The 15808-nt window shown below is 42.8% G+C and carries 13 protein-coding genes; 6 read left to right on the plus strand and 7 right to left on the minus strand.

What is annotated here, in order from left to right:
* Window positions 1–257 precede the first annotated feature (257 nt).
* The 4 genes from dnaA to gyrB are packed head-to-tail and all read left to right on the plus strand — an operon-like array spanning window position 258 to window position 6304.
* The gene (dnaA, locus tag C9J47_RS24090) at window positions 258–1682 is read left to right on the plus strand and encodes a chromosomal replication initiator protein DnaA (protein ID WP_107256167.1); all 1425 of its coding nucleotides are present in this window, start codon (window positions 258–260) and stop codon (window positions 1680–1682) included.
* A 1-nt stretch (window position 1683) separates the two neighbouring features.
* Window positions 1684–2784, plus strand: coding sequence for a DNA polymerase III subunit beta (dnaN, locus tag C9J47_RS24095; RefSeq protein WP_107256169.1), 1101 nt, complete (start codon window positions 1684–1686; stop codon window positions 2782–2784).
* 3 nt (window positions 2785–2787) lie between these two features.
* Window positions 2788–3867 (plus strand): DNA replication/repair protein RecF, encoded by a 1080-nt coding sequence (gene recF, locus C9J47_RS24100; RefSeq protein ID WP_107256171.1) that lies wholly within the window; start codon window positions 2788–2790, stop codon window positions 3865–3867.
* A 19-nt stretch (window positions 3868–3886) separates the two neighbouring features.
* Window positions 3887–6304 carry a DNA topoisomerase (ATP-hydrolyzing) subunit B gene (gene gyrB / locus C9J47_RS24105; RefSeq protein ID WP_107256173.1) on the plus strand — a complete coding sequence of 806 codons (2418 nt, stop codon included), beginning with the start codon at window positions 3887–3889 and terminating at the stop codon, window positions 6302–6304.
* A gap of 86 nt (window positions 6305–6390) precedes the next feature.
* Here the strand turns inward: gyrB and flhA are convergent, their stop codons facing one another.
* From flhA to C9J47_RS24140, 7 genes are read right to left on the minus strand one after another with little or no spacing between them, the layout of a single operon-like run.
* Entirely contained in the window at window positions 6391–8493 is a 2103-nt protein-coding gene (gene flhA, locus C9J47_RS24110; protein WP_107256175.1) for a flagellar biosynthesis protein FlhA, read from the minus strand.
* A 16-nt stretch (window positions 8494–8509) separates the two neighbouring features.
* Window positions 8510–9637 (minus strand): flagellar biosynthesis protein FlhB, encoded by a 1128-nt coding sequence (gene flhB, locus C9J47_RS24115; RefSeq protein ID WP_107256177.1) that lies wholly within the window; start codon window positions 9635–9637, stop codon window positions 8510–8512.
* Window positions 9634–10413, minus strand: a complete 780-nt coding sequence (gene fliR / locus C9J47_RS24120) for a flagellar biosynthetic protein FliR (protein WP_107256180.1) — start codon at window positions 10411–10413, stop codon at window positions 9634–9636. The genes flhB and fliR overlap by 4 nt, the downstream gene beginning before the upstream one ends.
* Before the next feature lie 3 nt (window positions 10414–10416).
* Window positions 10417–10686, minus strand: coding sequence for a flagellar biosynthesis protein FliQ (fliQ, locus tag C9J47_RS24125; RefSeq protein ID WP_107256182.1), 270 nt, complete (start codon window positions 10684–10686; stop codon window positions 10417–10419).
* Window positions 10687–10688: 2 nt separating this feature from the next.
* Window positions 10689–11417, minus strand: coding sequence for a flagellar type III secretion system pore protein FliP (gene fliP, locus C9J47_RS24130; protein WP_107256184.1), 729 nt, complete (start codon window positions 11415–11417; stop codon window positions 10689–10691).
* Window positions 11417–11779, minus strand: a complete 363-nt coding sequence (fliN, locus tag C9J47_RS24135) for a flagellar motor switch protein FliN (RefSeq protein ID WP_107256186.1) — start codon at window positions 11777–11779, stop codon at window positions 11417–11419. Before fliN ends, fliP begins: the two co-directional genes overlap by 1 nt.
* An 11-nt stretch (window positions 11780–11790) precedes the next feature.
* Window positions 11791–12681 (minus strand): FliM/FliN family flagellar motor switch protein, encoded by an 891-nt coding sequence (locus C9J47_RS24140; protein ID WP_107256188.1) that lies wholly within the window; start codon window positions 12679–12681, stop codon window positions 11791–11793.
* An 801-nt stretch (window positions 12682–13482) separates the two neighbouring features.
* On the opposite strand from C9J47_RS24140, the gene C9J47_RS24145 reads away from it, so the two are divergent.
* Window positions 13483–14358, plus strand: a complete 876-nt coding sequence (locus C9J47_RS24145; RefSeq protein WP_107256190.1) for a MotY family protein — start codon at window positions 13483–13485, stop codon at window positions 14356–14358.
* Window positions 14355–15794, plus strand: coding sequence for a sigma-54 dependent transcriptional regulator (locus tag C9J47_RS24150; RefSeq protein WP_245903604.1), 1440 nt, complete (start codon window positions 14355–14357; stop codon window positions 15792–15794). Before C9J47_RS24145 ends, C9J47_RS24150 begins: the two co-directional genes overlap by 4 nt.
* Window positions 15795–15808 lie beyond the last annotated feature (14 nt).

A 15808-nucleotide genomic window follows, 5' to 3' on the forward strand; every position in this document is an offset into this window, starting at 1 on the left:
TAGACTTTGGTTTTTTTAAATAACTTAGAGTTATTTTACATAACCTTGGGTTAGGTCTAGTGGATCTTAGCCCAGTGTTAATAGTATTGTGGGTAATATCTGGGTAAATTGTGTTGATCCAATGCTTGACTGTGCAGTTTATGTGAATAAGTCTGATCTTATTCACTGGATCTGCGATCTCTTTGCTGGTGATCCAGAGCCAGCAGGTATAAAATTACATCCCTTTTTGTGTTTTGTTACTCAGTGTGGAGTCGAACTTGTCATCTTCGCTATGGTTGCAGTGCCTTCAACGTCTTCAAGAAGAGCTACCAGCAACAGAATTCAGCATGTGGGTTCGCCCCCTACAAGCTGAGTTAAACGATAATACGCTGACCCTTTTTGCTCCTAATCGTTTTGTTCTCGATTGGGTAAGGGATAAGTACCTTAATAATATTAACCGTCTACTGAATGAATTCTGTGGGACGGATATACCGATCTTGCGTTTTGAAGTGGGCAGCCGACAAGTTGTTGTGCCACCTTCTCAAACCATCGCACCTGCCGCACCGGCAGTGATGTTAGCGCCAAAGCCATCACCTGCAACGCAAATATTGCAAGATGATGCTCCATCACGCTCATGGGAGCCTGCACCATCACCCGTACAACCTGAATCGAAATCAGGCTATCGTTCGAATGTGAATCCTAAACATAATTTTAATAATTTTGTTGAAGGTAAATCGAATCAACTGGGTTTAGCTGCTTGTCGTCAAGTGTCTGATAATCCTGGTGCTGCGTATAACCCATTGTTTCTTTATGGAGGCACGGGTTTAGGTAAAACGCACTTATTACATGCGGTCGGCAATGCGATTGCTGATCGTAAACCCAATGCGCGCGTGGTTTACATGCACTCTGAGCGCTTTGTACAAGATATGGTGAAAGCACTGCAAAATAACGCCATTGAAGAATTTAAGCGTTATTACCGCAGTGTCGATGCATTATTGATTGATGACATTCAATTCTTTGCTAATAAAGAACGTTCACAAGAAGAATTTTTTCATACCTTTAATGCCTTGCTTGAAGGTAACCAACAGATCATTTTGACATCCGACCGTTATCCTAGAGAAATCAATGGGGTAGAAGATCGTTTGAAATCACGTTTTGGTTGGGGATTAACTGTTGCGATTGAGCCACCAGAGTTAGAAACTCGGGTCGCTATCTTAATGAAGAAAGCAGAAAATCATAATATTCGACTGCCCGATGAAGTGGCCTTCTTTATTGCTAAGCGTTTACGTTCAAACGTACGTGAGCTTGAAGGCGCATTGAATCGTGTTATCGCTAATGCCAACTTTACTGGTCGTGCAATTACGATAGATTTTGTGCGTGAAGCCTTACGTGATTTACTCGCGCTGCAAGAAAAGCTTGTTACCATTGATAATATTCAGAAGACTGTTGCTGAATACTATAAAATAAAGATGTCAGACATGCTGTCGAAGCGTCGTTCACGTTCCGTGGCGCGACCGCGTCAAATGGCGATGGCATTGGCTAAAGAATTAACTAATCACAGTCTTCCTGAAATCGGTGATGCTTTTGGTGGTCGAGATCACACCACTGTCTTACATGCTTGCCGAAAAATAGTGCAGTTGCGTGAAGAAAGCCACGATATAAAAGAAGATTATTCAAACCTAATAAGAACATTATCGACCTGATATGAAATTTACCGTCGAACGCGAACATTTATTAAAGCCTTTGCAGCAGGTATCTGGTGCTTTAGGCGGTCGTCCTTCTTTACCTATCTTAGGTAACATTCTGCTTAAAGTGGAAGAGGGATACCTGTCGATGACAGGAACCGATTTAGAAGTCGAACTGATTGCAAAATTAGCACTAGAAGCTGATTTTGAAATTGGTGCCGTGACTGTGCCCTCCCGTAAGTTTCTCGATATCTGTCGTGGCTTGCCTGATAGCGCTAAGATTGCCGTTACACTTGAAGGCGATCGCATTCTAATCCGTTCCGGTCGTAGTCGTTACTCACTATCGACGTTGCCTGCCGCTGATTTTCCTAATATCGAAGATTGGCAGAGTGATGTTGAATTCACGCTACCGCAAGGTCGCATGAGCCAGCTTATCCAGAGCACGCAGTTTTCAATGGCACATCAAGACGTACGCTACTACTTGAATGGCATGTTGTTTGAAACCGATGGTAGCCATTTGCGCTCGGTAGCAACAGATGGCCACCGTATGGCTGTATGCGCGATCGACTTAGCGCAAGAGCTGGCAACTAAGCAGATCATTGTGCCGCGTAAAGGCGTATTGGAATTGGTACGCTTGCTAGACAACGCCGAAGCAATGGTTGATATCCAAATTGGTAATTCGAACATCCGAGCAACCGTGAATAATTTTGTATTCACCTCGAAGCTAGTGGATGGGCGTTTTCCTGATTACCGTCGTGTTATGCCACAAAGTAGCAATAAGTTTGTTGAAGCGAGTTGTGACGAATTACGTAAAGCGTTTTCACGTGCTGCGATCTTATCAAACGAAAAATTCCGAGGTGTGCGCGTTAACTTGTCAAAAGGTGAAATGCGTATAACGGCTAATAACCCTGAGCAAGAAGAAGCGGAAGAGTTTCTTGATGTCGATTATCAAGGGGATGACTTAGAAATCGGTTTTAACGTTAGCTATGTATTGGATGTGCTTAACACCTTAAAATGTGACCAAGTACGTTTGTCGCTAACCGATGCTAATGCCAGTGCATTAGTTGAAGATTGCGCCAATGATGAAGCGATGTATGTTGTGATGCCAATTAGATTATAAAAAATGGCACTTACTCGTTTAATCGTTAAAGATTTCAGAAATATTGAAGCGTGTGACTTAGCTTTGTCACCACGCTTTAATTTTTTGGTTGGTGCGAATGGCAGTGGAAAAACCAGTGTATTGGAAGCTATCCATTATCTGGGGCATGGCCGTTCGTTCCGAAGCCACCTTACCAGTCGTGTTATTCGTCATGAGCAACAAGAGTTGTTTATTCATGGACGAGTACTGACTGACAATCAATTAGAACTTCCGCTGGGCATCAATAAAAAACGTGATGGCACAACGGAAGTGAAAGTCTCTGGTGAAAGCGGTCAAAAGCTATCGCAATTAGCCCAAGTATTGCCCCTGCAATTGATCACACCTGAAGGGTTTGAGCTTTTGATTGGTGGGCCGAAATATCGTCGATCTTTTATTGATTGGGGTGTGTTTCATATAGAGCCGAAGTTCTATAATGCTTGGAGCCGTATTAAGCGACTCACCAAACAGCGCAATGCACTGTTAAAAACAGCACGCAGCTACCGTGAACTCAGTTATTGGGATCAAGAGTTAGCAGTGTTAGCTGAAGAAATCAGTGTATGGCGAGACGAATACCTTATTGCGGTAAAACAAAAAGCGGCTGAAATCTGCCAAGGTTTTTTACCTGAGTATGAAATCCAGTTGTCTTATTACCGTGGTTGGGAAAAAGAAACCCCTTATGCTGAGCTGCTAAAACGCAATTTTGAGCGTGATTGCCAGCTTGGCTATACCGTAAATGGTCCGCATAAGGCTGATTTACGAATGAAGGTGGCTGGTACGCCTGTTGAAGATGTGTTGTCGCGTGGACAACTTAAACTGATGGTATGCGCATTGCGTTTAGCGCAAGGACTTCATCTAACAGAAGCAACGGGCAAACAGTGTATTTACCTTCTTGATGATTTTGCTTCCGAGCTGGATAGCCATAGGCGTGCGCTGTTAGCGCAACGGTTAAAAGAAACCAACGCCCAGGTTTTCATTAGTGCGATCAGTGATGAACAAATTGCAGATATGCATGATGAAAATGGCAAGATGTTTCATGTGGAACACGGTAAAATAACCGCAGGATAATTAAAGCGAGAGTAACTCAATGTCCAACAATTACGATTCATCAAGCATTAAAGTGCTTAAAGGCCTTGATGCCGTACGTAAGCGCCCAGGGATGTATATTGGCGATACTGATGACGGTACTGGTTTGCACCATATGGTGTTTGAGGTCGTCGATAACTCTATCGATGAAGCTCTTGCTGGTCACTGTGAAGACATTATTATCACAATCCACGAGGATAACTCTGTTTCTGTCAGTGATGACGGACGTGGTATTCCAACCGATATTCATGAAGAAGAAGGTGTATCTGCCGCTGAAGTAATCATGACGGTACTGCACGCGGGTGGTAAATTTGATGATAACTCATACAAAGTATCTGGCGGCCTACACGGTGTAGGTGTCTCTGTTGTGAATGCGCTATCTGAAAAGGTAGAGCTAACGATTAATCGTCATGGCTCGATTCATCACCAAATCTATCACCACGGTGTGCCAGATAAGCCACTTGAAGCGATCGGTGAGACAGACAAAACGGGTACGCGTATTCGTTTCTGGCCAAGTGAAGATACATTTACCAATGTTGTTTTCCACTATGAGATTCTGGCTAAGCGTCTTCGTGAGTTATCGTTCCTTAACTCTGGCGTATCTATTCGCTTGATTGACGAGCGTGAAGAAGGCAAGCAAGACCACTTCATGTATGAAGGTGGTATCAAGGCGTTTGTTGAACACTTGAACCGCAACAAAACACCAATTCACTCGAAAGTGTTCCATTTTGACTTTGAACGTGAAGATGGCATTTCGGTTGAAGTTGCTATGCAGTGGAACGATGGTTTCCAAGAAGGCATCTATTGTTTCACTAACAACATCCCACAGCGTGATGGTGGTAGTCACTTAGCGGGTTTCCGTGGCGCGTTAACGCGTACGTTAAATACGTTTATGGATAAAGAAGGCTATTCTAAAAAAGAAAAGACTTCGACATCAGGTGATGATGCGCGTGAAGGCCTAACGGCTGTTGTTTCCGTTAAAGTACCGGATCCAAAGTTTTCAAGCCAAACCAAAGACAAACTGGTATCAAGCGAAGTGAAACCTGCTGTTGAATCAGCAATGAATGAAAAACTGAGTGAGTTCTTATTAGAGAATCCATCAGACGCTAAAATTGTTTGTAGTAAAATTATTGATGCATCTCGTGCACGTGAAGCTGCGCGTAAAGCACGTGAAATGACACGTCGTAAAGGTGCTCTTGATCTTGCTGGTTTGCCGGGTAAATTGGCTGATTGCCAAGAAAAAGATCCTGCACTATCTGAATTATACATAGTGGAAGGGGACTCTGCTGGCGGTTCAGCCAAGCAGGGACGTAACCGTAAAAATCAGGCAATCTTACCGCTTAAAGGTAAAATTCTTAACGTAGAAAAAGCACGTTTTGATAAGATGCTATCTTCTCAAGAAGTGGCCACACTGATTACCGCAATGGGTTGTGGTATCGGACGTGATGAATATAACCCTGACAAATTGCGTTACCACAACATCATCATCATGACGGATGCCGATGTCGATGGTTCTCACATCCGTACGCTGTTATTGACATTCTTCTACCGTCAAATGCCAGAGCTGATTGAACGTGGTCACATCTATATTGCTCAGCCACCGCTTTACAAGGTGAAGAAAGGTAAGCAAGAGCAATACATCAAAGATGATGAAGACATGGATCAATACCAAGTGTCTCTAGCATTAGATAACGCATCATTGTTTGCAACTGAAGGTGCACCAGCTATTACTGGTTTAGCACTAGAAGAATTAGTGAAGCAATATAATGCCGGCATGAAGCTGATTGAGCGCATGAGTCGTCGTTATCCATTACTGATGTTAAATGAGTTTGCATACCAACCTCGTCTTTCTACCGAAATGCTGAGTGATGAAACTGCAATCGAAGCGTGGGCTACACCGTTAGTTGCAGCGTTGAATGAAAAGCAATCTGGTGAAAGCCAATACAGCTTTGCTATTCAGCGTGATGAAGAAAACAATGTTTTCTTACCGCAAGTGATTGTACGTACACACGGCGTTGAATACGATTACACGCTAAGCTATGACCTTCTAAATTCACGAGAGTACAGCAAGTTAGCTGATCTTTCTGAAGCGTTAAATGGCTTAATAGAAGAAAATGCTTACGTGCAACGTGGCGAGCGTAAACAATCGATTTCAAGCTTTAAAGAAGGCTTAGATTGGTTGATTAAAGAATCTCGCCGTGGTGTATACCTTCAGCGTTACAAAGGTCTGGGTGAGATGAACCCTGAACAGTTGTGGGAAACGACAATGGATCCTGAATCTCGTCGTATGCTACAAGTAACGATTAACGATGCTGTTGCAGCTGATGAGTTGTTCACCACACTAATGGGTGATCAAGTAGAACCTCGTCGTAACTTCATTGAAGAAAATGCATTAAAAGTGGCGAATTTAGACGTGTAGAACGTTCGGTTTTAGCCTCGTAACAGCGCAAAACGCCACTTTGATAGTGGCGTTTTTTATTGCTTAAATTTCAAACTCTTCTGGGATTATCCCATATTACCAACTACAGCAACGCCTCTGTCATCAGGAATTTCATTAAACGATAAGACCTGCAGACCACGCGCACAGACCCTTGAATAACGGGCTAGCAGTGGGCGCAATTGTGGCAACACCAATAAGATTGGGGTGTGGCCATTAATGCGCATGTTGTCTAATACTTCAGGTAAGCTGCGTTGTAATTTATCAATCACCGTTGGCTCTAAGGCAAAGCCGTCTAACTGGACGTGTCCTCCTGATTGCGCTTGGCTTAATGCCCCTAGTAGCATATTTTCTAATTCCGAAGAAAGAGTAACGGCAGGGACTTCGGTTTTCATGCCAATTAAATTATTGAGCAGTACGCGGCGTAAAATACAACGAACATCTGCAGCTAATAAAATTGGATCTTTGGATAGTTCTGCTGACTCGACCATTGAATTTGCAATGCTGACAATGTCAGACAGTGATACGCCATCAACGGTTAACTGACGGAATACACGCAGTAATTGTTGAGCGGTCAATTTTTGTTGCAGATCGTCAGCTAACTTACTGTTCAGTGTCGCAAGGCGTTCAATAATTCCCGCAACTTCTTCGGGGCTAAGAATGTCTTCAATGTAATCATTAATTACCTTGCTGACATGGGTCGAGATAATGGTTGCATGATCAACCACGGTATAGCCAAGATTTACCGCTTTGTCTTTTTCTTGCGCCGCGATCCAGACTGCTTCCATGCCATAAGCCGGGTCTTTGGTGAGAATGCCATCGACATTGCCATACACTTGGCCGGGGTTAATTGCCAGTAGGCGATCTATTTCAAGCTCGGCCTGGACAATTGTCGCGCCTCTCACTGCAATTTGGTACTGGCTTGCTTCTAATGCCAGATCATCTTTGACATGAATTTTCGGGATCACAAAGCCACGTTGTTCCGTTAATGTCTTACGGATACCGACTAAGCGGCTTAGCAGCTCAGCCCCCTGACGGCGATCAATTAAGCTTACTAAGCGAAAGCCGACATTTAAGCTCAAGGCATGAACAAGGGGGATATCACTAACAATCAGTTCTTTATTTTCTGGTTGGCCGTGTTGCTCAACAATCTCTTCGGCACGGACTAGGTCATCGTCATTATTTGTTGAGTGTTCTTTTTTTGTCAGTCGCCAGCCAGTAAAAGCCACTGCGGCAGAAAAACATAAGAATGCGAGGTGGGGCATACCTGGGATTAAACCCAGAATTAACATGATGCCCGCTACCACAAACAGTACGACTGGCGATGCTAGCATCTGCTTACTGATTTGCTGTGACAGGTCGTTACTGTCAGTGACGCGGGTAACAATGATGGCAGCCGCAGTTGCCAATAACAATGATGGGATCTGGGCGACAAGACCATCACCAATGGTTAATAACGCATAGGTTTGGAAGGCGTCAGAAAATGATAGTCCGTATTCGAACACACCAATGCTGATACCACCGATGATGTTAATAAACAGGATTAGCATCCCGGCAATAGCATCACCTCGAACAAACTTTGACGCACCATCCATCGAACCATAGAAATCGGCTTCTTGTGCAACATCTTCACGGCGTTGTTTAGCTTGAAGGTGATCGATAATACCGGCATTTAAGTCCGCATCGATGGCCATCTGCTTACCTGGCATCGCATCAAGAGTAAAGCGGGCACTTACTTCGGAAATACGCTCTCCACCTTTGGTAACCACTACAAAGTTAATGATTATCAAGATGACAAAGACCACCATACCGACAACATAGTTACCGCCGATCACCACATCACCAAAGGCTTGGATCACTTTACCGGCAGCATCGCCCCCGTTCTGACCGTTCAACAAAACCACGCGGGTAGAGGCAACGTTCAGTGCCAGACGTAGCAAGGTAGCAATCAGCAAGATGCTCGGGAATACCGAGAAATCAAGAGATCGCTTACTGTATACGCTAACCAGCATCACGAGCAGTGAAAGTACGATATTGAAGGTAAACAACATATCCAGCACCAACGGTGGGATAGGCAGCATGACCATCGCCAATATGATCATAAGGACCAATGGGATCCCCAGTTGTCCTTTAGCTAATAGCGTTAGTAGTGGGGCTAGTTTCTGTTTCATTGATGCTCAGTTCCAATTAGCGGTGCAATTCTTTGGGAATAGAGACCTGTGGGAATTCAGGTTTACTAGGTTGTCGACCCTGCTTGTATTGTTCCATCTGAAAGACAAAAGTCAGTATATGGGCAACGGCGACATATAAGGGGGCTGGAATTTCCTGCCATTCATTTGTCGAATAATAAACAGCACGTGTCAGAGCCGGAATTTCGACGATCGGGCAATTGTGATGACGAGCAATTTTCCGTATCTCCAGTGCCATCTGATCGGTACCTTTAGCCAAAACAAAAGGGGCGCTGGCTTTATCTAAATCGTATTTTAAAGCAATAGCATAATGGGTTGGGTTAGTGATCACTACGTCTGCTTGTGGCACGGTTTTATGCATTTGCCGTTGCGACATTTGTTGCTGTAGTTGTCTGATCTTGGCTTTGACCTCTGGCTTACCTTCGCTGTTTTTATGCTCTTCTTTTACTTCCTGCTTAGTCATCTTGAGCTGCTTGGTGTAGTCCCAGCCTGCATACGGTAACTCTAATACCGCAATCAGCAGCAGTGCTAAGCCAAAACTAAATAACCCCTGCCATAAAATATCGATTGTTTGCAAAATCGCTTCGGTCATCGGTAAGCGTTGCAGGGCAATAATTTGTGTCAGGTGGTTGCTCAGTAGCCAATATAAAGTACCGCCAATCAGGCTGACTTTTAGAATGCTTTTAATCAGTTCGACGAGCGATTTGGTTGAAAACATTTTTTTGATCCCCGATATAGGGTTCATTTTTGAAAATTTAGGTTGGGCGGCAGTGACAGAAACATTCCACCCACCTCGAATAATGTTGGCCAAAATAGTGACCAGTAACAGCAGCCCAAAAATGGGACTGATGGTAAATATCATCGATGTTAAGCTGAATGACAGATGCTTTAACATGAACTCAGGTTCAAATGCCGCTTCTTTGGGAAGTGCCAGGTTCAAGGTGGCGATTTCGTCAAACATATGCGCTAAATCACTGGAAAAAGCACTTAACAGTAATGCTGCACCTAAGGTCATCAGGGCTGTAACCAACTCTTTTGAGCGCGGAAGGTTACCTTCTTCGCGGGCTTTGCGGAGCTTCTGCTGACTGGGCTGTTCAGTTTTATCTTGGCTACTGTTCTCGCTCATGGTTGAACTGTCTCCAAGTTCGCCATCATGGCCAATGTTTCACTGCATAAGCGAGTGAAGTTTTCCGGAATACTTGAAGTCGTGATGAGCAGGCACATCAGACCGAGTAGCATGGTCATCGGAAAGCCGAGTGCAAAAACATTTAGCTGAGGAGCGGCGCGGTTCATCATGCCGAAAGCACCGTTAACCAGTAGCATCGCGCATACAGCGGGAAGTGCTAATAGAAAGGCAGCCGCAATCAGCCAGCCTAACCGCATTACCACGGAATACAGTGCATCTTGGCTCGGCATTTCGCCAACGGGCCACACCTTAAAGCTTTGCACGACCACATCGAGTGCCACTAAATGACCGTCTAGCGCGAGAAACAACAGCAATATGTAGAGCTGGTAGTATTTACCAAGTGTTGGAATGCTAACGCCATTAATCGGGTCATTGCTCATCGCCATGCCTAACCCCATTTGCATTGATAAGATCTGCCCCATCGTGGTAAATACCCCAAAGAGTAATTCCAGCATTAGTCCCATGATACCGCCAATAATCATTTGCTGGGCACCCAGTATTAATGCATCTAGCGATAAGGGATCAACACTAGGCATGGGGGGCATCAGGGGTGCTGCAAGAAGGCTGATACAAAACGCCAGCCCAACTCGAACTTGAGTAGGAATGGTTGAACCACCAAAGACTGGCATCATTAGCATGGCGGCACCTAAACGAAAAAAGGGCCACCAGATTTGGCCTAGCCAAGCGGTAAGCTGAGCCGCGGAAACATCAAGCATGTCTTAGCCGATTAGGTGAGGGATGTTTAAAAATAAGCGTGCGAATAGATCGCTTAACGTGCGCAATAACCACGGGCCAGCAAAGCCGAGCATGGCAAACGTCATCAGTAGGCGAGGTAAAAAACTGAGGGTTTGTTCATTGATCTGGGTTGCCGCTTGGAAAATACTGACCACCAAGCCAACCAGCAGGCTTGGTATAATTAATACACAAACCATGCTTACAATGATCATTAACGCATCACCAAAAAAAGTCGCGACAAATTCAGAATTCATAATTAGCCAAAACTCGCACTTAATGTACCCACGGTCATCGACCAACCATCGACCATCACAAATACCATTAGCTTAAACGGTAATGAGATAATCAAGGGTGATAGCATCATCATACCCATCGCCATTAAGACACTGGCAACGACCATATCGATGATCAAAAATGGAATGAATAACATAAAACCAATTTGAAAGGCTGTTTTTAATTCACTCAGAATGAAGGCTGGCATTACGAGCAAGAAGTCTAGGTCATCAACACTATCTGGTGCTGGTTCATCTGCAATTCGTAATATTTGTTCTAAATCGGTTTCTCGGGTCTGCTGTAGCATAAACTGACGCAATGGTTGTTCAGCCACTTTAGCTGCCTCGAACATCGTCATTTCACCATTCTGGTAAGGTACAACGGCATTGTCGTAAATATTGTGGATCACTGGTCGCATAATAAACAGTGATAATGTTAGTGCAATACCAACCAATACTCGGTTCGGGGGGCTTTGCTGTAAGCCCATCGCTTGGCGCAAAATACCGAGTACAATGATGATGCGGGTAAAACTGGTCGTCATCAATAACATCGCAGGCAAAAATGCCAGCGCGGTCATAAGCAGGAATATTTGCAGCTTGACGCTATATTCCTCTTGGCCGTTAGGGCCATTGATGGTCAAAAGAGGGAGGTCTTGTGCAAAAGCTGAATGACTAAATAACAGGAGTGCCAGCAATATTCCGAGCAAGCGCATTACTTGGTTAAACCTTTTAGCATGTCGTTATCATCAACAACACTCACCAAGCGCAGGCCATATTTATTATTCACAATAACGACTTCAGCGTGGCCGAGTAGGGTACCATTCACTTTGACATCCATGGCTTCGCCACTGATTTTATCTAACTCGATAACTGTTCCTAAACCGATATTCATCAAATCACCCACCATTAACTCTGTACTGGCTACTTCAAGTGTCAGGTTAACCGGAATATTACGAATGAAGTTCATGTCTTGTGATGATGTGGCTTCAGGGGCCTGGACTTGGCCCAAAGTACCTAAATCCAGATCACCCAGATCATCCAAATCAAGACTCAAATCATTATTTTTTTCAGACATACTGGTTCCTATTACTGCTTGATAATGCTTTGAATTTGAAGCACTAAACTTGCGTTGTGTTCGGCAATTCGTGCTGTAAATAGCGATGTTTTTCCAGCTCTTACTGTTACTTCATTGGGCAGTTCCACGGGAATAATATCGCCTGTTTTTAAATCCATAACTTTTCCCAGAGCTAAATTACGCTCACATAACGTGGTGGTTAATCGCATTGGAGTTTGACAAATTTTGGTTTGGATTTTTGCTTGAAGCTCCGGATCTGTTTCTACGTCAGTGGTTTTACATTGTTGATCGCGTAAAAAGTCTAACCCAGCAAAGGGTAAGGCGATCTCAAACCAGCCTTTATGACCGCAAACATCAATCGTAAAACGACAAACCTGATACAACTGATTATTTTGCATTGGGTTGCCAAGTCGAAGCGTATTCTTTTCGGTCAAGTGGTTATTCCAGCTGGTAATGCTGTGCCAACCATGTGCAAATTGTTCTAGTGCTAGATTGAAAAAGCGCTTAACTAGACGTAACTCAGTATCACTCATATCGTTGTTGCGGCGGATGTTATTACCGTTGCCGCCAAAAAATAGATCGACCATGAAAAACAACAACTCGCCATCAATTGAAACGGTGCCATGTAAATCATGTGGGCTAACCGTAAACTCACGATATAAACAGGGTTTTTTAAGCTGCTGTAAGTAGTCTTGTAATTTTAAGGTGTCTTGTTGATCAAAACTAAACTCGACTGGGTGACGTAAAAGGTGATGAAAAGACTGTCGTGCAGAACGTTCAAATTGCTTGCAAACATTGTCGATGATCGCTTGTAATGCGCCAATGCGATGTTCAGGACTTGCGAGATCAAAATCACGGACCTCTGTCTGATCAAGGTTTGAAATGATTTTGCTCTTTTTCATCATGACCTTATTTTAAATAATGAGTTTAAATAATAAAAAATATGGAATCAGCATCACACGAAACCTATGGATATTATTTACGGTATACAATTTTTAATTGAGTGTAATTCAACCTATGTAATCGTAAATAATGATAAATAACAAATCATATGAAACTTATAGCTATTATTAACACGGTACAAATTTTAATTGAGTGCAATTCAACCTATGTAATCGTAAATAATGATAAGTGATAAATAATAAACAATATTAATAGCATTATTTAGAGTTGTAGTAGTTGTTAATTTTTTTGATTTGTTTTTCAATTTTTGTAAAAAAACAGACTTTCTCTAAAAAACAAGAAAATATATAACGGATTACTAATATAACTCAGCATAAGTCACATGATGCGGGCGAGACTACCTTTTGACCACTATGTTTGTCAATCCAAATATGCCATTACATAAGCCGTCAAAATATTATCATATTTAACAATGTATTTACCGCAATATATTGACGCTTGACATATTGTTATGGATGGTTTCTTATTCAGCTAAATAATAAGAATGAAAAAGCCATACTATTAACAACCAACAATACTAACAATACTAACAATAATGGTAGTTGCACCTCCTATTTTGTATGTTTTTTATTCTAGTATGTTTTATTGTTTAGTGTTGAGATGGCATATAAACATCATCAAAAAGAAATAATGATTAATTAATTCAAACTATTAATTGATCACTCTGTTGTAATTAGGTTTTTTAAAATAAAAAACAGCGTTTTTACAGGTTTTATTGTTGACTAAGGCTTTGAAAAATAATGGTTATAAAAAGCATTATTACAATATTAGCACTAGTGGTTTCTTGTACCGTATGTGCAGGTGATAATGTTTGGATATCACCATTGGATAGTAGTACTTGGGTATTCTCCGGTAATAAAACTGAGTGTGTTATCTCTCATGATGTCGAGGGTTTTGGTGTTGTTAAAATAATCGCCGAAGCAGGAGTTGGCACACGCTTAGAAATAAAATCGAAAGAACTAAAAAATCTAACGGGTGAGCATTCTGTTAATTCAATGCCAGCATTCTGGGCTGTTGAAAAAGTAAGCAATATTAACTATCAAGGTAATATATCTTTTTCTTTGTTGACCAGTGAACTTATTTTTAATAATGCCGATGAAATTTTTGAACGTTTAGATCAAGGCGAGTGGATTAAAGTTGGTTTAAACGAGCAGGGTCAAAAAAATGACACTCTTGTTATTTCTAATGTAAATTTTGAATTATCGGCAAAACGATTTCTTTCGTGTAAAGACGATTTGATATTACTCAACTATCAGCAGGTTAGATCTTCTGAATTTTATTACCCATCAGGTTCAACGTTAGTTTCTAAATCAGACGTTAGAACAGTATACGGTATAGCTGAGTATGTGAAAGTTATTCGATCAATTAAGAAAGTCTTGATTGATGGTTATTCAGACAGCCAAGGACGATCGACGGTTAATTTACGAGTTTCACGTGAGCGGGCTGAAGAAATGGCTGCACTACTGATTGAATTTGGTGTTCCTCAAAATATGATTCAAATTCGCTCTCATGGCGATCGTTATCCAATCGCTGATAACGCGCTAGCTGATGGGAGAAAGAAAAATCGACGTGTCACGGTACGTTTAATCAAGAACTCTGCGGCAGGTGTGCAATGATAAATGAGTGGCAAGTATTGATGTTTCAACCGCAAAATCCTGCGCTTGAACAAGCTTTATCAACTGGAAAAGCAAAGGGTTACAATTTGACACGTACGACCTGCGTGTTTGATTGCCTGAATCTGGTGGCTCAAAAGGATTGGGACTTATTACTCTTACCGGCTTGCTTGAGTGACGGTACTGAAGCCGCTGATATGATTAAATTGTTTCAGCGTCATGGGTATCATGGCGCAGTTGTCGTGCTGTCTGAACTTCAAAACTTTTCGGAAGTTACCCGAGCTTTACAACAGGGAGCGATGGATTACCTGTTGATTCCTTTTGGTCATACTCATTTAGCGCAACTTGTCCAACGTTTGGTACAGACGCAGCAGCAACAATACATGGTTGCCGAATCGTGCAAAAGTAAGCAGATGTTCCAATTGGCACAACGTGTTGCACAGACGGATGCCTCTGTTCTGATCAGTGGTGAAAGTGGTAGTGGCAAAGAGGTATTGGCACAGTTCATTCATGACTCATCTCCGCGTGCTGCAGGGCCGTTCATTGCCATCAATTGCGCTGCTATTCCAGAAACTATGATTGAATCAATTTTATTTGGCCATACCAAAGGGGCGTTTACTGGAGCCACTTCTGCACAGGCGGGTAAATTAGAGACAGCCAATGGCGGTACTCTTTTATTGGATGAAATCGGTGAGTTGCCACTTGCTCTGCAAACCAAATTATTAAGGGTATTGCAGGAGCGTGAAGTTGAGCGTTTGGGTAGTCATCAAAAAATTAAGCTTGATATCCATGTGTTAGCTGCAACCAATCAAGACTTAGAAAAAGCCATTGCCGCTGGTCGCTTCCGAGCTGATCTGTATTATCGCCTGAATGTTTTTCCCCTTCATTGCGCGTCATTGAAAGATCGCAAAGACGATATTATTCCGTTAGCAAATAACTTACTTCGTCGTCATATGCCGCCAGGGCAAGCGAGCACGGAGTTTACCAAAGCCGCCCAAAAGGTATTGTGTAGCTACGATTGGCCGGGCAATGTCCGCGAACTGGAAAATGTTATTCAGCGCGCCTTAGTCATGAGCCGTGGTTGTTTGATCCGCGAAGAAGATCTGATGTTACCAACGTTTGAAAATATAACGAGCGAGCGGAGCACGTTCGCTTCGACATCAGCCTCATTGAGTGTGGTAAAAACTACAAGCAAATCACAGACCTCTTGCACTAAGCCTGACTTACAAAAAAGCCGTAAGCTTGCTGAATTTGACACGATCATTGAGACTCTGCGTCGTTTTGATGGTCATCGCAGCAAGACGGCAGAAGAGCTAGGGGTATCAACCCGGGCACTACGCTATAAAATTCAAACCATGCGCGAGCAAGGGCTAGATATCGAAAAAATCCTAACGGGGCAAAATGCAAATTTAGTCCCAATAAACGTTAATTTTTCCTAACCGTTATTACGAGA

The organism is Photobacterium indicum, from assembly GCF_003026215.1.
Lineage (GTDB): Bacteria > Pseudomonadota > Gammaproteobacteria > Enterobacterales > Vibrionaceae > Photobacterium > Photobacterium indicum.